The organism is Anoxybacillus sp. B2M1 (assembly GCF_001634265.1).
Taxonomy (GTDB): Bacteria; Bacillota; Bacilli; order Bacillales; family Anoxybacillaceae; genus Anoxybacteroides; species Anoxybacteroides rupiense.
This window is the reverse complement of record NZ_CP015435.1, coordinates 614027-636333: the sequence shown is the minus strand read 5'-3', so window position 1 is coordinate 636333 and position 22307 is coordinate 614027. Positions and strand designations below refer to the sequence as shown.

The window sequence follows — 22307 nt, the reverse complement described above, 5'->3', positions numbered from 1 at the left end:
GTTGCTACCTGTGATTGGGAAGTAATTTTTGCCGGGACAGCCACTTCTCGATATTGGCATATGTTTTTTTCCACGTAACATAAATCATATCTCCATCGCTTTGGAGTAACTCAATCGTTCCCCATGATTCATGGTTTTTCAGTATGGATTCCGCACTTTCCTGTCTCAGATCGTTTTTTAATCCTTCCATAAATCCGCTTATCTCCTTTGGATCGCTGAGCACGATTTCTTTGAATCTTTCATCTCCCATCATAATAGTTACTTGACGGATTGGCGCCACTTCTTTTTCTCGCAAAATAAAATAGTAATTTTGCTTATATTCATTTGATTCAATGATCTGTTTATAAAAAGGCATGTATGGATCGGTAGGCACATCGTATACCCGAATGAGGCGATCCCCATTTTTCAAAACATATCCAATGACGACACGTTTAGTATCGGCAAACGGTGAAGGCAGTGTCGGCTTATTGGCAATGAGTTGTTCGTGAAAAATATATACATTTTGAATATTTTCTTTACTACTTAAAAATTGATTGGGCTGCTCTATCAATGAATGATTTTCCCTTTGTTGCGTATCTATGTCAAATCGAGACACGGAATCACCAAAGTATACCTTTTCAATATCGGCGAGCTTTGGCATTCGTTTTTCATATCCTGTCAGATCAAAATAAAGAACAGTGCCAACAAGCAGCATAGGCAGCAAAAAGTAGACATATCCTTTCCATTTATGAAAGACGCGCCATGTTTTCTCGATCACCATCTCCGCAACCAAAAATCCGATAATGGAGAAGACCATATAACCAAATAGAATCCAGCCGAAGCTGCCATTCATTACTTCTCTAAAGTATATCCCCCCAACAAGCATGAAGCAGAAAGGGACCCCAAATAAAAACACCGGGCGCAATATCGGAAAAGCAAGCGCCTGATTGGCTGCTTCACTAGGGCGCTTCCTATACATCCATAACGCCATGACGATGCATAATCCTGTTAAAAAGAGGTAGCCTATCGCTTCTTGTAAGCTAAAATCTCGCATACTCAGCTCTATAAATCGAATAAATGGAACGATTTTCTCTATATTAGCATTTAAATAATAATCAGCAGCAAACCCGGCTAATACATATCTCATATTCGTTAATACGAGAACAAAAATTCCTGCTGGAAATAAAAATAAAATGTAGGCAAATATACCTTGAAGCACCGAAATTCCTGTTAGCATCCCGACAAAAACACTAACAGCAAACACAAACATTTCCATCAAAAATACTTCCGCTATCCATAGTACAATATCAGCCGATGCAATGCGATCAAGTGGCAGCCAATAACATAAAACAGACACTACTAAAGCGGTAAAAACAAGTGGAACAAGCAGGATCATCCCGCCGAGCATCATATGTTGTGTAAATAATGATTCACGACGAAACGGTAAACTATGCATATAGTCAGCCGACTGTTTTACTTGCATATAGCGAAACAAAAAAATCCCTAACAAAACCGGAATCGTAAAAACGAGCATTCCCTGAAACGGCGCGGAAATATCAAATACATTTTTAAGACCTCTGAGATAATCTAATTGATTTTTGCCATTTGTATAGGCCATCATAATCGGAAGTGGAACGATTGCTAATAATAGAAGCAAATGGACAATCGCAATCCAGCCAATATTCCGAAAGTGCTGCAGCCAGATAGAACGGTTAAACCATAACGCTTTCGATAGCATACCCGACCCTCCCCATTTCATAAACAAAAATTTCTTCTAAAGTAAGCGGTAGTACATCAAAAATGACTGGCGCAAATCGCTGAATATACGCATCCACTTCTTCACGATTGCCTCGAACAATGCATAAAAGGACACTGCCTCGCTGCTCTTGATAAACGACTTGCAAACCGGTAAGAAAAGAAGAAGGAATACCGTCGCGAAAAGCAACTTGAATTTTATGAACATCTGCTTTTAAATCATCAATCTCCCTCTCCATAATCATTTCACCATTGTGTAAAATACCGACATGATCGCAAAGATCTTCAACCTCTCTCAAGTTATGCGATGAAATGAAAACCGTCATATTCCGCTCCGCCACATCCTGTACAAGTAAGTTTTTCATCTTTTTTCTCATCACGGCATCCAACCCGTCAAAAGGTTCGTCAAGAATCAATACATCCGGCATAACGGAAAAGGCGAGCCAAAATGCTGCTTGGCGCTGCATTCCTTTCGACATGCGTTGAATTTTTTGCTGTACATCGATCGAAAACCATTCCTGTAGCTGCCAAAATCGTTCTTCATTCCAGCCAGGATAAACGTCTCTATAAAATTGTGCCATTTGCTGGATTGTAGCATGTGGAAAAAAATAGGGGTTATCAGGTAAAAAAAGCAGTTTCTTCTTTAGCTTAACATTTTCAAAAATCGGTTCTCCCTCAATAAAAATATCGCCGTCGTCTGGTTTATAAATGCCGGCAAGCATCTTTAACAACGTTGTTTTTCCGGCACCATTTGAACCGAGAAGTCCATAAATCGAGCCTTTTTGAACATGCAGACTTACATCTTTGACCGCTTCTACCTGTTCAAATCCTTTGCGGACATGATGGATTTCAATCATCGCGGATCTCCTCCTCCTGCTATTTGTTCCGCTTCATCTACTAGAGATAAAATGGCATCTTTCTTCATTCCAATATAGAACGCCTCCCTCTATAAAATATCAATTTTCTCGTTTTTTCTTTGAATTTCTTCGATTTTCATGAACATAGACGTTTCGTAGACATCAGAAATAAGGATAGATATTGAATATCTATAAATTTTTGGATAGATAGAATGTAGGGGGACAAGCTCCATCATCCAATTTTTTAAAAATGGAGGTCATTTCCTTATGATCGCACCAATGGATCTCCACTTGTCTCATGGCGGTGTACCCTCCCATGTCTCACGGAGTCCTTCGCTCCTACATTCCTTCGTTCAACCTATCCATGAGGTGGAGGTCGGAATATGCTCACTTGCTGGGTCTATGCCCGAATGGGGATTTACGACCGACTTCTCCGTGCTTCTAATGTCTATCTTCGATACATTGTTTGAGATTAGGCGATTTCCTATAATGTCTTTAAGTGTGGAATATCTTGTATCATTTTCTCTTCACTGAACGAAATTTGACGTCGACCAATGACGAATAAGATTCGAATGAGTTTACTACATAAAGCGACAAGAGACTGCTTACCGGTTAATGGATTATGAGTCCGTGTGCGATAGTATTCATGTAAGGCTTTAAACCCTTTGTTTTTCGTTGATAAAGGCATCACCACTCGGAATAAGAGGGCGCGCAGTCGTTTTCGTCCTCGCTTACTAATCGTTGTTTTTCCTCGATGTTTCCCTGATTCATTCTTTTTTAAGTTCAGCCCCGCCAATTTAATGATTTGGCGTGGATGCTGATATTGGTGGAGGTTGCCCACTTCAGCGAAAAAACCAACCACGGTCATTTCTCCGATGCCTTTGATCTCACACATCTCTTTGGCCCCCGGAATCGTTTGAACCATTTCACTTAACTGCTTTTCCAATTCGTCTAGACGATGGGTTAAATACTCGTATTTCTCGAGTAAATAACGTAACTCTTCTTTGGCCATTTGAGTGCCCGGTTGAAGTCCAATGGAGACTTTGGCAGCCTCTTTGAACTGTTCCATTCGCTTCATTCCAACAGCTCGTTTCGCCACTTTCTTGACTTCTACAAGAAGCCGTTCGGATGGAATCTTTGCGATTTCGTTTGGCAGATATCCCAATTTCAAAAGCTGTAGCGCTGCTTTTCCTGTCCAATCTTTAAACACCGTAAGAAACTCAGGAAAATATCGATCCAGCCAATTGTGTACTTGAGCTTGAACCGCATATAGATCCTGTGTCATCATATCGTGAAGTTTCACGCCTTCACGTAATTCTGCGTAGATTCCCTCTGGAAGAATCGGGATGGAATATCGGCCATCCTTGACGAGTTGGGCAATGACCTTCGCATCTTTCACGTCGTTTTTCGTAGGAGAGTTGTCATCCAGCTCTTTACTTCGTTTCACATGCATCGGATTGACTGTCACACATAGGATGTCATGTGAAGTTAAAAAATAAGCGAGATTCAACCAGTAGTGTCCGGTTGGCTCCATTCCTACGATGACATCTCTTTTTTCATGTTGGTTCATCAAGGTGTGTACCCAATTTAAAAACGTTTGAAACCCTATTCTTGAGTTTTCAAATACAACGGCCTTTGATAAGTCCATTCCCCGATAATCTTGAGCTCTTGCCACATGTTTGTGTTTTGCGATATCAACGCCAATGATTAACGTTTGTTCAGTGATTTGTCTAATTTTCGAATTTCGGTTATAATTCATATCGAGTCCTCCTTGGTTTATTAGTTAGGGGTCATGGCCATGACACCCTGTATCATACCAAGGGGACTTTTTTGTTTCAAACCTCCCTCTATAAAATATTGATTTACTCGTTTTTTCTTTAAATTTCTTTGATTTTTATAAGCATCGACGTTTCGTAGACATCAGGAATAAGGATATAAATTCAATATTTATAAATTTTTGGATAGGTAGGGTGTAGGGGAACAAACTCCATCATCCTATTTTTTTGAAAATGGAGGACTTTTCCCTATGATCGCACCAATGGATCTCCACTCGTCTCATGGCGGTGTACCCTCCCATGTCTCACGGAGTCCTTTCGCTCCTACATTCCTTCGTTCAACCTATCCATGAGGTGGAGGTCGGTTTATGCTCACTTGCTGGGTCTATGCCCGTATGGTGTGATAACGACCGACTTCTCCGTGCTTCTGATGTCTACCTTCAATACGTGTTTTCAGGTTAAGCGACTTCCTGTAATGTCTTTAAGTGTGGAATATCTTGCATCATTTTCTCTTCACTGAACGGAATTTGACGTCGACCAATCGTGAACAAGATTCGAATAAGTTTACTGCATAATGCCACAAGAGACTGCTTACCGGTTAATGGGTTATCCGGCCGTGTGCGATAGTATTCATGTAAGGCTTTAAAGGCTCTGTTTTTCGCTGATAGGGGCATCACCACCCGGAATAAGAGGGCGCGCAGTCGTTTTCGGCCTCGTTTACTAATCGTCGTTTTTCCTCGATGTTTCCCTGATTCATTCTTTTTTAAGTTCAGCCCCGCCAGTTTGATGATTTGGCGTGGATGCTGATACTGGTGGAGGCTACCCACTTCCGCGAAAAAGCCCACAACCGTCATTTCTCCGATGCCTTTGATCTCGCTCATCTCTTTGGCGCCCGGAATCGTTTGAACCATTTCACTTAATTGCTTTTCCAGTTCGTCTAGACGATGGGTTAAATACTCGTATTTCTCGAGTAAATAACGTAATTCTTCCTTGGCCATTTGAGTGCCCGTTTGAAGCCCGATAGAGGATTGGGCTGCCTCTTTCAATTGTTCGATTCGCTTCCTTCCAACGGCTCGTTTGACGACTTTCTTGACTTCCAAAAGAAGCTGTTCGCATGGAATCTTTGCGATTTCTTTTGGAAGATATCCCAATTTTAAAAGTTGCAGCGCTGCTTTTCCGGTCCAATCTTTAAACACCGTAAGAAACTCCGGAAAATAGCGATCCAGCCAATTGTGTACTTGGGCTTGAACCGCATATAGATCCTGTGTCATCATATCATGAAGTTTCATGCCTTCACGTAATTCTGCGTAGATTCCCTTTGGAAGAATCGGGATGGAATATCGTCCATCCTTGACGAGTTGGGCTATGACTTTTGCGTCTTTCACGTCATTTTTCGTAGGAGAGTTGTCATCCAGCTCTTTACTTCGTTTCACATGCATCGGATTCACGGTAACACATCGGATGTCATAAGCTTGTAAGAAGTAAGCAAGATTTAGCCAATAGTGTCCCGTTGGCTCCATTCCTACGATGACATCTCTTTTTTCATGTTGATTCATCAAGGTGTGTACCCAATTTAAAAACGTTTGAAACCCTGTTCTTGAGTTTTCAAATACAACGGCCTTCGATAGATCGAATCCCCGGTGATCTTGAGCTCTTGCCACGTGTTTGTGTTTTGCGATATCAACGCCAATGATTAATGTTTGTTCAGTGATTTGTCTAATTTTCGAATTTCGGTTATAATTCATATTAGGTCCTCCTTGGTTTATTAGTTAGGGGTCAAGGCCTTGACACCCTGTATCATACCAAGGGGACTTTTTTTGTTTCAAATCTCATTTTTCCTCATTACAGGAATGCTCACATAAAAGCTTCAGCAACTGCTGCTTAGCTGTCTCTAATTTTTCACGACTGACTTCTTCCGGCTGTGTAGCGACAAAATGGCCTTTTCCGGGAATGGAGTAAATATAGCCTTGATGTTCAAGTTCACGATACGCTTTTTGAATCGTGTTCGGATTAATCGTTAGCTCCTTCGCTAATAATCTGACAGACGGCAGCTGTTCGTTTGGGCCCCACACTTCATGAATAATGAATTCCTTTATTTTTTCAACTAATTGTTCATAAATTGGCTGACGACTGCGAATATCAAGTTCAAACATCTCCCCTCCTCCTTTCTCACGTCTGTACTAACTGTAATATAAATCATAGTACAGTTGAGCTAAAAAAGCAACTTTTCTTAATAAAAAACTTTATTCATCAACTCATATCCCAAAATCAACGGATGTGATAGAATGTTAACAAATTATAAATCGAGCCTGCTTCACTTCATAAAAGCGGCTTGCTTCTTCTACCTTTCTCTCCTATCATCAGGAGGATATTTCCTGTGATATAAGAAAGATGTTTCATCATTCACTCCTCCATATGACCCTCATACGGTCATATAGGAACACTTAAATAATCGACATGCGGCACAAAACGAGCAGAAAGAATAGCAGAGAAGGATTTGCGGATGTTGAAAAATTAGCTAGATAGAACCGTGACTTGCCTCTGTCCGTAAAAAATAGGATTCTACCTTTGACGTCTCATCTTCTCATGGTATCTATAACCCGATATACATAAGCATATAAGTCGACTGAAAAAGATGAAAGGGGTGGGATTCTATTATGGAAGCATCCATCTGTATTTATATACATACAGCAAATGAAGCAAAGTTTTGGCTTTCTCATCCCTCTTCTGGAACGCTCTCCCCAGACCTTTCCTTTATATCAAAGACAATGATGAGTGCTTTGTCTACCGTTTATTTAAAAAACGAATAGGCTACTGGTGGAATTCGGGAAAATGCAAGAGAAGTCAAACCGCTCATTTGTAAATAAGAGATTCAAAAATTCTTTGTTTATTAGGAAAGGCTATTTTCATTCCTTCTTCTTTTCGTATAATTATTATTGTTAGAGTTCATTAGTTAGGGGATCTAATAATGGGGACATATATTAACCAAAACCTTTTAAACAATTTATTCTACATTTTGTCCAGCATTTTTGTCTATTATTTCATTTATGATCACGGTAAGTTTTGGAAGGAAAATTCTCGCCAAAGCCAATGGCTTTTTATAGCTTGTACAGGCTTTTCCCTATTGTTATGTATGAAATTTCCCATTTACATTGCAGATAATTGCATCCACGATTTGCGGCAAATTCCTTTCTTAATTGGTACACTGTATGGGGGAGGAATAGCTGGCGGCGCATTGCTTTTTATTTTGCTGATTGTTCGGTCTATTTTTTATGGATTTCAATTTTTAACTGTCGTCGTTTATGTAACGATGTTTATCGTGGCAGCCCTTGTCTCTCCCGCTTTTCAGCGATTAAACCGGACGAGCAAGCTATATACTTCGGTCTGCCTGACCTTTTTTCTCGCTGTTTTGACAACAGGAATTGCGATAGCCATCTCTGATTTTCAAGTGACTCAATCTTATATTGTCGATTTTATTCTCATCCCTCCGTTCGGAATGTTGTTTGTTGTTTACATTATGGAAACATTGAAGGAAGCAATTATCATGCGGTCGAAGCTCATTAAAGTAGAAAAAATGGAAATCGTCAGCCAGCTTGCTGCAAGCATTTCCCACGAGGTGCGCAATCCATTGACTGTCGTGAAAGGCTTTATTCAATTAATGAAATCACAGTCTGTTCCAAAGGAGACTCAAGACGAGTACATGCACATTGCTCTTGAGGAGATTCATCGGGCGGAAACGATTATTAATGATTACTTAACATTTGCCAAACCATCGACCAATAAAACAGAACCATTAATGGTCGACCAGGAGCTATGCTATGTTATTCATATGCTTCAGCCGATCGCACAAATGAATGGAATCAAAATTGAAGAAAAGCTGCAGCCGGGGTCGATCATCGGCAATGCCCAGCACTTTCGACAATGTTTTCTTAACCTAATGAAAAATAGTATTGAAGCGATGCCAAACGGCGGTATACTCACTGTTTCATCAACGGTTCAAGAGAATGGGATTATTATTACCGTCCAGGATACAGGGATCGGCATGACCAAAGAACAAATCAGCCGTTTTGGTGAGCCTTATTTTAGTACAAAAGAAAAAGGAACGGGATTAGGATCCATGGTTGCAGTCAAATTAATTGAGACGATGAACGGAACGTGGCAGATTCAAAGTGAAGTCGGCCACGGAACATTGACCACCATCATGTTTCCTAAGGCTTGATGCCGAGCTTGGAACAATGCCGTTTTCATCCCATTGTTGATTCTGTGAAGCGGCGTTGTTCGAACATCTTCTCTTTAAAAATGTTGATATATCAAGTTTTCTTGTCATCTCAGGAGCACCAAAAAATATTTTTTTAAAAACTCTGTACTTTGTAAAACGGATAAATTACCATACAGATTTTATCCTGTTTGTTCATTATTTCTTCGCGACTTCTTCAGTGTGCAATTGCTATTGTCTTCTTGAAAACATACGATTAATCATAAATAATAAGACCGTCCCAAGCAGTTTAGCGAAAAAAGTCAGATAATCAAAACATCAAAGGACAATTTATGAAACAGCAGCACATAATTGACTTGGTTAAAAACAAAGATGTTTATTACGAATGGGACCATCATAAAAAATGTTCAGAGGATCCTTCAAGGGTTATTTAGACTCTTATTCATGACTATGAATTTTAGAGAATTCCAACAAGATACTACTAATATGGAGTAGCCTCCCTGTTAGAAGATCGTTTAAAGGAGAAAGAAATAAAGAGGAAAATAATTATGAAAAGGAAGTGTATCTGTACTCTACATTTATGCCGGGATATGACGCAATTCTCCCCTAGATTAATGTGCCATAAATTTTACTTCAAACAAGGCAAAAAGCTAAGCTATATCGAATTTTACAGAAGATATAAAGCAATAAAAAGATAGCTCATCCTTGCCAAACGGTAGCGGGGAAAATAATACCTTGTTACAATCTCTCTCACCTTCCCTTCGTTTAGAGGTGGAAGACTTCTCGATGAATGGTGTTAAATATAATTGATAAAACCTTCTTAGTCAATAATGTTTGAGTGACATACTCCTCCCCCTACGCTTCGCTAAGAATTGAGGGAATGGACTCTCTTTCCCCCGCTATCGACATACCACGTGTTCATAGGAAAATCCAAGCCAATCACCGCTTTCATTTCTTTTGGCTTTCGTTGATGATAATATGATCTCATCATTTATTCCTCTCCCTCAGCTGTCAAAACATTTCGCTATACATCCTAGAAAAGGCAGTCAAGCTATTTCTTCCTTCTTTAGATCATGCCCTTTGCTCTCTCCTTCCACAATTCGCTAATCTTTCTTCACAAATTGCACACATTTTTCTAGTATTATATTGATTGAATCAGCATACATAAAAAGGATGGAAACCTATGGCTATGCGTACGTATTTTCTTTTTCTCTTCGTCTTTATCGTTTGGCTATGCGGATCTAATCAAGAGGTCTACGCGGCGTCTTATTCAGTCAAACCTGGCATGTCCATTCAACACGTAATCAATCAAGCAGAAAACGGAGCGACCATTTTTGTGCAAAAAGGCATATATCAAGAACATCTTTATATTACTAAGCCAATTTCTTTAGTTGGGGAAAAAGGAACCATCATTGACGGCAATATGAAAGGAAGCATTATCACCGTTAAGTCGTCTGGTGTCACCATTCGAAATATGGAGCTTCGATACAGTGGTTCCCAAGAAGAGGATGCCGCTATTCAATTCATAAATAGTTATCAGAGTGTCATTGAGCAAAACATCATTCATCATGTGAAAAATGGAATCAAGATTTCTCATGGGAGCAACCATATTGTCCGCTATAACCAAGTAAGCAGTTCCCCTGTTTCTTTGGCAAAGCGTGGAAACGGTATTGATCTTGAAAATACAAATAATATCGTTGTGGAGCACAATCAGATTACTGGCGTTCAAGACGGCGTATACACAGAGCGTGTCAGCCATATTCGCATTCGAAACAATACCATTACTCGCTCACGTTATGCGGTTCATTTCATGTTTTCCAATATAGGGAACATTGATCAAAATTCTCTGCAAAACAATATAACAGGATTGATGATTATGGACAGTAAAAACTTACAAATCAGACAGAACATTGTCACCAATCATCTTGATTATCGTGGATATGGCGCATTCCTTTATGAATCTGCGCATGTTGTTTTGGAAGATAATCAATGGGTTCGTAATCATACTGGTATCGCTTTTGAACAAGCAGACTATATAACAGCAAGAAATAATATCATCGCCAATAATTACATCGGCTTAGAAGTAAACGCGGATAATCGCCATTCTGTATTTTATTCTAATGACTTGATTGGGAATTTATTGCAAATAGATGCTAATCAAGGATCGTTATCGTTGAACAACTCCAAAACAGGGAACTATTGGGATGATTATAATTCCTTTGATCTTAATGGCGATGGGATTGGTGAAACACCCTATCAGTCAAATCGGATTTATAAAAATTCTTATTGGTCTTTTTTCTTTGAAAGTCCAGCTATCAAGCTGTGGAATACAGTGGGAATCACCGCCCCGCTTCAAACTAGTACTGTCGATCCGTTTCCCTTTGTTCAGCCACTGCATTCTACTACGCAAATGAATAAAACCGATCACCCTATTGGATTATGGGGAGTAGTAAGCGTCGCTTTAACCGCTATTAGTGTGTACGTAATCTATAGAGGAAGGAGAATCAGCCAGTGAAAAAATGGTTCATACTCTTTTGCGCATCTTCCATTGCTCTTGCAGCATGCGGACGTGAAGAAAGCTACAAGCCCCAACCGATTAATTCGGATATTGATGCTTGTGAGGTTTGTCATATGAATATCGCAGCTAAAAATTACGCCACCGAACTCTTGTTAAAAAACGGAGAGGTGTATAAATTTGACGATATCGGCTGTATGGTAGAGTTTATTCAAAAAAAATCCGTTGAAGCAACAAATATAGCTACCACGTATGTACGTGATGTTCAGTCGGGAAAATGGATTCGTTGGGAAAATGCTTTTTATGTGTATATCCCGAATTTTCCGACTCCTATGTCATACGGTGTTGTCAGTTTTTCCACAAAAAAACGAGCCGAAGCTTTCATCTCTGAACAAAAACAAGGAACGTTGCTGAGTTTTAAAGAGCTTCAGCAACATAAGTGGGGATTTGTCCAATGAATGGGTGGATTATTGCTAAACGAGAACTCAAGATGATTACACGAAGCAAATGGCTGCTCAGCTTCAGCCTTTTGTTTACAGCCGTCGCTGTCATTACGGTCTATACCGGAATGACGAGCAGTGTCAGCGGATTTTCAGGCTTTAGCCGGGTAACGGCAAGCTTGCTTAATTTGTCTCTTTTCCTTGTTCCCCTGCTAACTTTGCTTATGGGAACGATGTTTGTTGCTGGCGAGCAAGAAGACGGGTACTTACTACTGTTATTTACAGCACCTATATCTCCTGTTTCGATTCTTATCGGCAAATATATCGGTCTCTCTTTAGCTTTATCAGCAGCACTATCTTTTTCATACGGTCTTGTCGGATTATTCTTGCTTCTCCTATTTCAGCAGCTGTCAGGATCACTGTTTTTCTTTTTTCTCTTTAGTTTGTTATTGATGTTGATGTTTTTATCTATCGCGTTGCTGATTGGCTTTTTCTCTCCTAACCGCTTCCATGCGTTAGGAATAAGCTTGCTTGTATGGGCCTTCTATGTTTTATTTTATGAATTTATTGTTATGGCGCTCATTTCTTCTATCGCTCAAACAAATTGGGTTCTTCCTATTTTGAGCCTGTCTGTATTTTTAAATCCTGTGGAACTTGTTCGGGTGTGGAGTATTATTTCATTAAAAAGCGGAACGGTGTTAGGCCCAAGCATCTATAACTTTACGATATGGGCAGAACACGTATACGGCCAAGTCACTTTTATCGCGTCCGTCATTCTTTGGACCATACTCCCTCTTTTCATTACAAATCAATGGATAAAAAGAAGGAATCGCTTATGAATAAACAGTCTATTATTCATGTCAACAAGCTGACAAAGATTTTTCGCTCTCATCATATCACGGACATTTCTTTTACAGTGTCAAAAGGTGAATGTTTTGCCCTTTGTGGTGAGAACGGTACAGGTAAAAGTACGATCATCAAAATGCTGATCGGCATGCTAAAACCTTCATCTGGAGAAATTTTATTTAACGGTCAACGCGTTGGTGCCAATCAGAATTACAAAAAATTATTTTCCTTTATGCCTGATCACCTCCTCTTCCCAGGTATGTTAACCGGATATGAGACATTGTCCTTTTTTGCGCAATTGCGGGACATTTCACAAGAAAGAGTCAACGAAATACTAAAAGCAGTAGGATTATATGAAGAACGACATAAAAAAATTGCTTATTACTCTAAGGGAATGCAGCAGCGGCTCTCCTTAGCACAAGCGCTGCTTCCGGAATCGCCAATTTTAATTTTAGACGAACCAACAAACGGACTCGATCCTTATTGGATTTATCGGTTTAAAGAGATGATGATAGAAGAAAAACAAAAAGGGACTACCATTTTATTTTCCACTCATGTCTTATCGCTTGTAGAAGAACTCGCAGACCAAGTAGCTTTTATTCACCGCGGAACTCTGCTGCTATGCGACTCTGTGGCGCGCATCCAACAAAGCTATCCATCACTAGAAGAAGCTTTCTTTCGTCATTATCAGCCATCATAGCGGAGGGTGTCCCAAAAATGATGGGACACCCTCATTTTTATGATTCATTGCCCGTTCATATGCTGGCTATGATTCATCTCTCCATTCATATCGTTCATGTCACCTTGATTCATTTTTTTCATATTGTATTTTTTCAACGCTACTTCATCTACAGCATCCCAATCAGAGAGCATCGCATGAACATCTGGATGCTTCTGCACATACTCTTCTGCTTCTTCTTTATCCTTGAACAGAGCAAATCCATATTTCATCGGCGTTTGGATATCTGCTTTCACCACTATAGCTTGATCCATTTCAATCCAGTCGTACGTTTGATAGTCTCTTACATATTTTTTGGCCCCTTCTTCTTTCATATCGCGCTCATAATTAAGCATACATCCAATATCGTCAAAGAAGACCACTTGACCATTTGCTTTGATTAGCTTTGCTGTAAATTTGCCAAGCTCCTCATTTTTCGAATACACCTTCATGTTGCAAAATGCGCATGTAGTCCCTTCCTGCGGCTCTTCACTATTTTGCACATGTTGAACATCGGCCTGTGACTGTGACTTCTGCTGATTGGTAGATGGTGTAGCTTCTTTCTCAACACACCCAGCCAATAGCCATAAACTTGTAGTGCTTACTAATGCCTTTTGCAGCCATTTTTTCATCTGCTCTTTCCCCCTTCTTTCATCATTCGTTCCTATTTCCATGTACATGGAGCTGTGATGCACCATCACTCCTTTACTTTTTCTCTTCGCTTTCAAACAAAAAAACGTCAGTCGACCCGTACCCCCTTCCTATCACAGTTGCATTTTAGCGAATGTTTATGTCGAAACTGTGAAAACATCTTGAATAAAAAAAGAAACATAGGGAGCAACCAAACTCCCTATGCTTCATCTTTCTTCATATACACAGTTATACGAAGCAGCCGAATACATGCGCGCGGCTTCATTGCTCTTGTTTCCATCTTAAGCACACAGATGCTATGAGATGCTTTTTTGCATCCTTTTAACTGAAAGCATCCCTACCGTGCCAATAATGCATAACGCTCCTACCATTTGCCATTCTCCAAAAGAAACATGCAAAAATACAAACGAGGCTGCCACAGCAGACAGCGGCTCTACGCTTGATAACAAGCTTGATTCTGTAGGTGATAAATGACGAATGCTTTCCACAAATAGCAAAAAAGCAAGCAATGTACCAAAAACAACAACAAATAGAATTAAAAGCCATGTATCCACTCCAAAAATGATATTCGTCGAAAAAATAGACGGAAGAATAAGGCACATCGCCGCTCCGCCAATCATCATGCCCCAGCCCACGACGATCAGCGAATTCCATTTTTTCAATAGCTGCGCAGATGACAATGTATAAAATGCTAGGGCCATGCCAGAAAGCACTCCCCAAATCACGGAAACCAATGAGACGGTTAGCTCATTGGCCGCTCCATTCGTCATTAGCAAAAATGTGCCAGCAATTGCAAGCAAAATGGCTGCGCCCGTTGTTTTAGACGGCTTTTGTCGTTCTTTTATGATGGAATATAGCACAATATAAATCGGCGCCAAATATTGCAACAATGTCGCGGTAGCGGCATTACCTGTAGCAATCGAAGCAAAATACGTATACTGCACGCCAAGCATTCCGACTAGTCCAAACCATAATAATGGCTTGGCGCTGCTTCTTTCTTTCCAAATCGACAAAGGATGCAACTTTTTATATGCACTTATAGCAAGCAAAGCGATCCCTGACAGCAGCATCCTTACCGCAACAAGCCATTCCGCCGTTACTTGCTTTTCTTGAAACAATACTTGCGCCGCCGTTCCAGACAATCCCCAAAGCGCCGCACCTGATATAACCATTACTAATCCTTTGGCACGACTCGACACCATTTCTCTCCTCCCTATGTCGCCCAGAACTACTTCTTTTCGTCGAGCACAGCAATCACTACTCCGGCAATGATCAAAGCACCACCATACCAAAATGCTCCACTCAGCCGTTCATGTAAAAATAACCAGCCAAATAGGGAACCGACAAGCGGCTGGAAAAAGAAAAATAAGGAACCGACTCCCGCATCCATCATTTCCATTCCCTTATTCCAAAGGAAAAAGGCTCCTGCTGTAGACACCACACCAAGATACAGAACACCAAAAACGATAGGCGGATGAAGCAAAAAAACAGATTGTCTGACAAGCTCCCATACCATCATTGGAGTGGTGCAAATAAGTGCCACAAAAATCGCGTAAGTTGTGATAACTAACGTTGAAAGCCGAGCGGAAGCGATCTTTACTAACACTGACAGCAGCGCCCAAGTAAGCGCGGCTCCGACCAATATCACACTGCCCCAAAGCGATGATTCTTTTCCACCGCTTAGACCAATGACAACAATGACCCCAGCTGTCGCTAACACAAGAGCTGCGATTTTTCTTACAGTGATCGCTTCATGCAGCAGCCAGCGAGCAAATAAAACAATAAAAGCCGGGGTAGCGGATGTAATGAGCGCTCCCGTATGCGCATCCGACAGTTTTGTTCCAATAAATTGCAGGGAGATAGAAATAAAATAGCCGATGACGCCGATCCAGCCAATCCACTTCCAATCATTTGCTTTCACAGAAACTCGCTTTTTTTGCAGCTGTAAAACGCCAAACAAAACGGTAAAAGCGATCACATAGCGCAACCACATCAGTGTAAACGGCGGAACATAGTCGAGCACATATTTACTGACGACATACATTCCTCCCCAAATGCTTGATGCAACCGATAAATACAAAGCCCCCATCAATGTTTTTTTCATCGTTTATCAACCTCCGTCTTTCGTTAAAGATCATTCTCTGCACGCAAGACGGAGCATACCTATACGCCAGCTTGCCCCGTCTTAGAAGCAAGCGGCTGGCTGATCGTTTTCAAACAATGTTCTTTTCATTCCTCTTCCTCCTCTGCCAAATTTATATTTTGTTTCATTGTATCAAATTTTTCTTTCTTTTCCACACCTATTTTTCGCAAAGAATATATTCTCCTTTACCGGGAAAAACTAGTATCCTAAATTCTCTGATTTCCGAAAGAAGGTGGCCGATTGTGAACCATTATCCGTTAAGCATCGTACAGGTGTTATTTATTTTTCTGTTATCCGTCGGATTGATGGACCACGTGATCGTTATCCCACTTTTACTGGATGCCGCTCATCGCGATGCGTGGATTTCAGCCATCTTAACACTTGGACTGTTGCCTGTATGGATGGTCCTCTTGTATTTCATTATGAAACAGTCAAAACAAATCAATTTATTCATCTGGCTTAAAAACGAATTCTCTAGCGTGATCGCATATATTGTGTCATTTTCTGGCACGTTATTATTAGTCATCATCAGTTATGTCACGTTAAAAGACACGGTTACATTCACAACAACAACGTATTTAACTTCAACACCAAGCTGGATCATTATCCTTTTATTAGTAGGACTTTGCTTTTACAACGCCTATCTAGGCATTGATTCCATCGCGAAAACATCCGGCATTGTTTTGCCATTCGTCGTGATTTTTGGAATTTTAGTCATGCTTTCTACGGTACCGCACAAAGACTATTCCTTGCTAAAGCCCATTATGGAAAACGGATGGGATCCGGTATTAAAGGGAATGATTTATACAGGGGCAGGCTATGCGGAAATTATCATGATCTTGTTTATGCAGCACCGTTTGCAGCCAAAATTTCCGTTTCTTGGACTTATTTTTATTGGCATTTTCGCAGCCAGCTTAAGCATCGGCCCGACAATCGGCGCCATCATTGAGTTTGGTCCAAGAACCGCAAGATTGTTGCGTTATCCCGCCTTTGAGCAATGGCGGTTAGTGAACTTAGGAACCTATATTGAACATATTGATTTCCTTTCCATTTATCAATGGCTCTCAGGTGCATTTATTCGCATTTCATTTGCCACAGCGTTAATCCCTGAGTTGTTCGCGGTATCGAACAAACAAACACGGCGCTGGATTTTGATTTTTGTCTATGTTGTCATTTGTGCTCTTTCACTTCTTCCTGTAAGTGATCCACAATTTTTATATGTATTAAATGACTTTATTTTACCATTCTCTTTATATTTTATGTTAAGCCTATCGGGCTTGCTCGGGATATTAGCATTCATTTCATACATAAAAACAAGGAGAGGATCATAATGCAAATTCCGTTACGAGCCGCACAATCCAAGCAAAAGAATAATGATCATAGCGGTAAAGAAACAATGTTGGTTACCGAAGAATCGCTTCGCTATTTTTACTCTAACTGTAAAGATGTGGCCATTCTGACATCTAAAATTCAACCAGCCAAAAGCAGCAGCGGATCGCTGACGCTTGTCTTTGTGTATTGTGAAGAATTATGCGATACACGGCAGCTTAGGCAAGTGATTTTTCCCATGTTTCGTGAAATGTGCCGCGACTATCCTTGTCAAACGGTAGAGGAAATCGAGGCTAACAAATTGATGCCTATGGAGCTTCTTGGAAAAGAAGTAACGATTGATGATATGAACTATATTTTATTTAACGGTGATTTGCTCGTATATTTTCAAGAAGCGGACGTTCTATATTCGTTAACCCTGGCCAATCCGCCCAACCGAAACCCGGAAGAACCGAATACAGAAGTATCGATCAGAGGGGCAAAGGATGGATTTATCGAAGAAATTTCTAAAAACGTCGCGCTGATCCGCAAACGCGTCAAATCCCATCAATTATCTTATGAATTGTTTATTGTCGGGACAAGAAGCCAAACAAAAGTGGGGTTATTATATATTAAAGATATCGCCAATACGCAAATCATTGATGAAGCAAGAAGACGAATATTGAATCTCAATATTGATATTATGACAGGCACGAATCAGCTTGAAGAACTACTTGGGGATCGCCGCTTTTCTTTATTTCCGACATTCAGTTACACCGGCAGAGCCGATTTTGCTGTCAGCTGTTTATTAAACGGACGCTTTGTCCTCCTTGTCGACGGTGCGCCCACAGCAGCGATCGGTCCGGCGAATTTAACCTTTTTATTAAATACATCAGAGGATAACAATACCGCTTTTATCTTTGTTTTTTTCCAACGGATATTACGGCTGCTAGGGATTTCTTTAGCGATTTATCTGCCGGGATTTTGGGTTTGCTTAACGGCATTCCATCCTTATGAGCTGCCGTTTACCATGCTTGCTACAGTCGTTCTTTCCCGACAGGGCGTTCCTCTTCCAGTTACATTGGAAATGTTTCTCATGCTTGGGTTGTTCGAAATTTTTAAGGAAGCCGGGATGCGGCTGCCGATTGCGATCGGGCAAACCTTATCTGTCGTTGGCGGGCTCATTATCGGGCAAGCGGCTATCGATGCTGGACTGGCCGCTCCCCCTACACTTGTCGTAACAGCGATTTCCGTCGTCGCTACATTTACGCTTGTCAACCAAAACTTATCCGGTGTCGTCACGTTGTTGCGGTTTATCGTTCTTGTTTTTTCGGCGTTCTTCGGCTTATTCGGATTTATCGTTTCTCTCTTTTTGTTATTAACCTATGTAGCCAATATTACAACATTTGGAATCCCTTATTTAACACCGCTCTCGCCTCCTACACGCGATATTTTAAAAGTATTGACTACCATTGTTTGGAAAAGATTTAGAAATAGAGCGGAAGTAGTGTATCCAAAGGATAATACATCAAAAGGGGAGAACAACTAATGCTAAAACGTGCCATCCCCTTGCTGCTTTCTCTTACATTATTAACCGGATGCTGGGGAACAAAGGACATTGACCACGTTGTCTATGTGCATGCGATGGGAGTGGATTATAAAGACCATAAATTTATCGTCTATGTGCAATTCATCAATTTTACCGGGCTCGCTAAAACGAATGCTGGCGGCGGACAGCAAAGAGTAGACACAGCAGTAGGAAAAGCAACAGGAGAAACCTTTAATATTGTTACGGATAATATTTATCCTTCCATTCAACAAATGGTATCATGGGGACAAATCAAAGGAATTGTCTTTACGGAGCGTGCTTTAAAGGCAAAACCTGTTAAGGATGTTTTAGATTTGATTGATCGATATAATGAAATTCGCCATACATTATGGGTGTATGCAACAAAAGAACCGTTAGACAAGCTTTTTGCTACCGTTCCATTATTGCAAACATCTGTTTATTTCTCCTTGCTCGGCAACCCAGAGGATATTTTCCAGCAAAGCTCTTTTATCCGGCCCATTCGTTTAAACCGTTTCGAATCCGATCTGAACGAACCAGGAAAAACCGCAAGAGTTCCTTATTTGGGAATTTCGGAGAAAACATGGGAAGAAAATCATCAAAAAAAGCCGATGCTTACCTTATCCGGCATCTGCTTTATGCGCCAGCACGAGGTGCAAAAATGCTTTAACCGTTCTAAAATTATGGGAATCCGCTGGGTAGAAGAAAAAATCTCCCGAACACCAATTTATATTAAAAAAGGCAAAAGAGTCGTTGCCTCTGTTGTCGTACTTGGGCCAAAATCAAAAATCTCTTACAAAATGAACAAAGGCACACCGGAATTTACTGTTGAACTCAAAATACAAGGAAGCATTATCGAGGTATCACAGCCATTAACCGAAAAAGAGCTGATTGACCTTGCTCAAAAAACGATTGAAAAAGAGATCAAAGATCTATATGAGTTAGGACGAAAATATGATATTGATATGTTAAATTTATCCGAGGTATTGTATCGGGAAAACCCTGCTGCCTGGAAAAGAATAACGGTAGATAAAGCCTTGCCGTTAAAGAAAGATACATTAAAAGATGTTAAAGTCAAGCTATCCATCAGTACATCAGGAGAACGGAAGTTTACCAAATAGCCTGAAATAGCATTTTTGAATCCCTCTTCCTCTTGAACATCTCTTAAACAATGGGCCGCCTTTGCCGCATGAATGACGGCAAAAACAAACAGATGTTCTTGTTTCTGGCCACTGCTCTTTAGAATCATTCATTCCATCTGTGAAATGCGTTTATACAGGTCGTTCCCATCAAGCTCAACATGAGATATATTTTGCTAATAAATAAAGAGGCGATTAATTCGCCTCTTTAAAATAATCTTTATAAAATCCTCCTACTCGGCCTGTGTTATCAACAATAAAGTAAAATTCTTCCGTTTCATTTTTTACGTCATACGTCTTTCCCTCAGTTAACACACGATTCACAACATACTTTTCTGCATTTGTATGTACACATGTTACTTTTTTGATCGTTGGGCGATTTAGCCATGTCTGATGAATCATTTCGTATTGCTCTCCTTTATTATAGGGTCATTGTTAGTTCTATTTTAAGCATTTTTTTCTTGTGGATCAACACGTTTGGCAGCATATTTTTGATACAGACCATATAAAACGGAAGCCTTGTACGCTTCTACCTTCTTCTGTCCGATCGGGTGGCGGCGAATGCCGATATCCTTTAATTGTTGAACAAGCCAGCCTTTTGAACCAAAATGGGCCATAAAAACTTCTCCTTTCTTTTTCCGCAACTTTTCCTATACTATATGTTCACCGCACATATGATAGAACAAAAAATGCGGAGAAGCGTAAACAGCTTCTCCGCATTTTTTGTTGTTTACAGCAAGGCAACAGAAGTGGTTTTCCGAAGCAAAGATCGGCTGCACTCCCCTTTTTGTTAAACCGATGAGGCGCGATCTTTGTTTTTCCCTTTTAAGAAAAATGATAAAATCAACGCTAAAAAAGCAAGTCCTGTTGCTACTATGAATGCATCGTTAATTCCTTCAACAGCTGAACGTTGCTGCACCATTCCGTACAACAGTTGAGTGACGGCTTCATCACTTGGGATTAAATGCTTCAATTGAGCAACTAGGTCTGCTATCGTCGGATTATTCAGTGTCATTTCATTTCGATAGCTTTCAGCGTGAAACTTGGAGCGATTCGACATAACCGTCACAAGAAAAGCAGTTCCCAAGGAAGAAGCAACTTGGCGCAGCGTATTCGCTGTTGCCGTTCCATGGCTATACAAATGACGCGGCAGCACATTCAATCCTGCCGTCATAATTGGCATCGATAGCATGGACATGCCAAACATCCGGAAAATGTACAGCCATAAAATATGCGAATAGGGTGTGTCCATCGTCAATCGGCTAAATTCCCATGTTGTAACAACTGTAATAACAAGCCCAACAATGGCTAGCCATCTAGCGCCAATTCGGTCAAAGATGGCTCCGGAAATCGGCGACATAATCGCCATGACAATGGCTCCCGGCAGTAAAAGCAAACCGGAGTCCAACGGAGTAAAACCGCGAAGATTTTGCAAATAAACCGGAAGCAGCACCATTGCGGCAAATAAAGCCATATTAATGACACAGCCAATGACAGTTGTTAAGGTGAAAATATTATATTTAAATACCCGTAAATTCAAAATAGGATGCTCCACTGTAAAGCAGCGCCATATAAACAGAACCAAGAAGATAGCACCAATGACAATGGAAACGGCTACCTCTGTATTCCCCCAGCCATTGCTTCCTGCTTCACTAAAACCGTACAGCACTCCCCCAAAGCCGAGAGTGGAATAAATAGCTCCTCGAACATCCAACGTTGGATTGGCTGTTTTCGGCGTATTTTTCAGCCACATAAACGCTAAAATAATATCCACTATAGCAATTGGCAGAACAATATCGAACAACAGACGCCATGAATAATGCTCGACAATCCATCCTGATAACGTCGGGCCGACCGCTGGGGCAAACATCATTGCAATTCCCACGGTTCCCATTGCCATTCCCCGTTTTTCAGGAGGGAAAATATTCAGCATAATGACCATCATGAGCTGCATAATGATTCCAGCGCCAACCGCTTGAATTAAGCGTCCAGTTAAAATCACGCCAAAGGAAGGCGCCAAGGAGCAAACGAAGGCGCCAAGCGCAAAAAAGGCCATTCCTGAGAGAAACAGCTTTTTGGTTGGAAATTTCGCGATTAGAAATGGGCTGATCGGAATCAGGACGCCGTTAACTAGCATATATCCGGTAACAAGCCATTGGATTGTCGATGTTTCTACATTAAAATCATTCATCATGTGCGGCAATGCCACATTGATTAATGTTTGATTTAAAATGGCAACGAAGGCGCCAAGCATGATGGTGACGACTACTTTCCCGCGGCTGCCTAACTCTTCTTGATGAGCTGAAGCAGAAGGAGGCTGCTGCTGTTCTTCTGCCCCCATCGCCGGAGCTACAGCAACGTCCGTTTCATCGCTAACTACACGGGTAGCGACGTTCCG

At 40.7% G+C, this 22307-nt stretch carries 18 protein-coding genes and 1 pseudogene; 8 read left to right on the top strand and 11 right to left on the bottom strand.

Annotated elements, in window-relative coordinates:
- Positions 1-4: 4 nt before the first annotated feature.
- The 5 genes and pseudogenes from GFC28_RS03125 to GFC28_RS03105 form a co-directional block, all read right to left on the bottom strand.
- The gene (locus tag GFC28_RS03125) at positions 5-1717 is read right to left on the bottom strand and encodes a DUF6449 domain-containing protein (protein ID WP_044741629.1); all 1713 of its coding nucleotides are present in this window, start codon (positions 1715-1717) and stop codon (positions 5-7) included.
- Entirely contained in the window at positions 1692-2591 is a 900-nt protein-coding gene (locus GFC28_RS03120; protein ID WP_044741630.1) for an ABC transporter ATP-binding protein, read from the bottom strand. Before GFC28_RS03120 ends, GFC28_RS03125 begins: the two co-directional genes overlap by 26 nt.
- Positions 2592-3075: 484 nt before the next feature.
- Positions 3076-4350, bottom strand: a complete 1275-nt coding sequence (locus GFC28_RS03115; protein ID WP_066329411.1) for an IS110 family RNA-guided transposase — start codon at positions 4348-4350, stop codon at positions 3076-3078.
- A gap of 474 nt (positions 4351-4824) precedes the next feature.
- Positions 4825-6111: an IS110 family RNA-guided transposase gene (locus GFC28_RS03110; protein ID WP_066329493.1), complete on the bottom strand. Its 1287-nt coding sequence runs from the start codon at positions 6109-6111 to the stop codon at positions 4825-4827.
- A gap of 108 nt (positions 6112-6219) precedes the next feature.
- A pseudogene (locus GFC28_RS03105) lies at positions 6220-6519 on the bottom strand (GntR family transcriptional regulator); the annotation flags it as partial.
- An 815-nt stretch (positions 6520-7334) separates the two neighbouring features.
- Here GFC28_RS03105 and GFC28_RS03100 point away from each other — a divergent pair.
- The 5 genes from GFC28_RS03100 to GFC28_RS03080 all read left to right on the top strand — a co-directional run bounded on the left by GFC28_RS03100 (position 7335) and on the right by GFC28_RS03080 (position 13083).
- Positions 7335-8585: a sensor histidine kinase gene (locus tag GFC28_RS03100; protein WP_044741632.1), complete on the top strand. Its 1251-nt coding sequence runs from the start codon at positions 7335-7337 to the stop codon at positions 8583-8585.
- Between the two features lie 1180 nt (positions 8586-9765).
- Positions 9766-11097: a right-handed parallel beta-helix repeat-containing protein gene (locus GFC28_RS03095; RefSeq protein WP_044741633.1), complete on the top strand. Its 1332-nt coding sequence runs from the start codon at positions 9766-9768 to the stop codon at positions 11095-11097.
- A complete protein-coding gene (locus GFC28_RS03090; protein ID WP_231883440.1) occupies positions 11094-11555 on the top strand; it encodes a nitrous oxide reductase accessory protein NosL in 462 nt (153 codons plus the stop codon). The genes GFC28_RS03095 and GFC28_RS03090 overlap by 4 nt, the downstream gene beginning before the upstream one ends.
- Complete coding sequence (locus tag GFC28_RS03085; protein ID WP_044741634.1) at positions 11552-12376, top strand: ABC transporter permease; 825 nt, start codon at positions 11552-11554, stop codon at positions 12374-12376. The genes GFC28_RS03090 and GFC28_RS03085 overlap by 4 nt, the downstream gene beginning before the upstream one ends.
- Positions 12373-13083, top strand: a complete 711-nt coding sequence (locus GFC28_RS03080; protein ID WP_231883441.1) for an ABC transporter ATP-binding protein — start codon at positions 12373-12375, stop codon at positions 13081-13083. Before GFC28_RS03085 ends, GFC28_RS03080 begins: the two co-directional genes overlap by 4 nt.
- Positions 13084-13127: 44 nt before the next feature.
- On the opposite strand, the gene GFC28_RS03075 is transcribed toward GFC28_RS03080, so the two are convergent.
- The 3 genes from GFC28_RS03075 to GFC28_RS03065 all read right to left on the bottom strand — a co-directional run bounded on the left by GFC28_RS03075 (position 13128) and on the right by GFC28_RS03065 (position 15856).
- Positions 13128-13733, bottom strand: coding sequence for a nitrous oxide reductase accessory protein NosL (locus GFC28_RS03075; RefSeq protein WP_044741635.1), 606 nt, complete (start codon positions 13731-13733; stop codon positions 13128-13130).
- Positions 13734-14048: 315 nt separating this feature from the next.
- Complete coding sequence (locus tag GFC28_RS03070; protein WP_044741636.1) at positions 14049-14954, bottom strand: DMT family transporter; 906 nt, start codon at positions 14952-14954, stop codon at positions 14049-14051.
- A gap of 26 nt (positions 14955-14980) precedes the next feature.
- Positions 14981-15856, bottom strand: a complete 876-nt coding sequence (locus GFC28_RS03065) for a DMT family transporter (RefSeq protein WP_044741637.1) — start codon at positions 15854-15856, stop codon at positions 14981-14983.
- A 281-nt stretch (positions 15857-16137) separates the two neighbouring features.
- On the opposite strand from GFC28_RS03065, the gene GFC28_RS03060 reads away from it, so the two are divergent.
- Genes GFC28_RS03060 through GFC28_RS03050 form a run of 3 tightly spaced genes read left to right on the top strand, consistent with a single transcriptional unit; the run spans position 16138 to position 19891 of the window.
- Complete coding sequence (locus tag GFC28_RS03060) at positions 16138-17226, top strand: endospore germination permease (protein ID WP_044741638.1); 1089 nt, start codon at positions 16138-16140, stop codon at positions 17224-17226.
- Complete coding sequence (locus tag GFC28_RS03055) at positions 17226-18752, top strand: spore germination protein (protein ID WP_044741639.1); 1527 nt, start codon at positions 17226-17228, stop codon at positions 18750-18752. The genes GFC28_RS03060 and GFC28_RS03055 overlap by 1 nt, the downstream gene beginning before the upstream one ends.
- Positions 18752-19891, top strand: a complete 1140-nt coding sequence (locus tag GFC28_RS03050; RefSeq protein WP_044741640.1) for a Ger(x)C family spore germination protein — start codon at positions 18752-18754, stop codon at positions 19889-19891. Before GFC28_RS03055 ends, GFC28_RS03050 begins: the two co-directional genes overlap by 1 nt.
- A 213-nt stretch (positions 19892-20104) precedes the next feature.
- Here the strand turns inward: GFC28_RS03050 and GFC28_RS03045 are convergent, their stop codons facing one another.
- The 3 genes from GFC28_RS03045 to GFC28_RS03040 form a co-directional block, all read right to left on the bottom strand.
- Positions 20105-20311 carry a DUF6501 family protein gene (locus GFC28_RS03045; RefSeq protein WP_044741641.1) on the bottom strand — a complete coding sequence of 69 codons (207 nt, stop codon included), beginning with the start codon at positions 20309-20311 and terminating at the stop codon, positions 20105-20107.
- A gap of 44 nt (positions 20312-20355) precedes the next feature.
- The gene (locus tag GFC28_RS18680) at positions 20356-20526 is read right to left on the bottom strand and encodes a DUF2639 domain-containing protein (protein ID WP_082063415.1); all 171 of its coding nucleotides are present in this window, start codon (positions 20524-20526) and stop codon (positions 20356-20358) included.
- A 173-nt stretch (positions 20527-20699) separates the two neighbouring features.
- Positions 20700-22250, bottom strand: coding sequence for a DHA2 family efflux MFS transporter permease subunit (locus GFC28_RS03040; protein WP_369818766.1), 1551 nt, complete (start codon positions 22248-22250; stop codon positions 20700-20702).
- Positions 22251-22307: the final 57 nt, after the last annotated feature.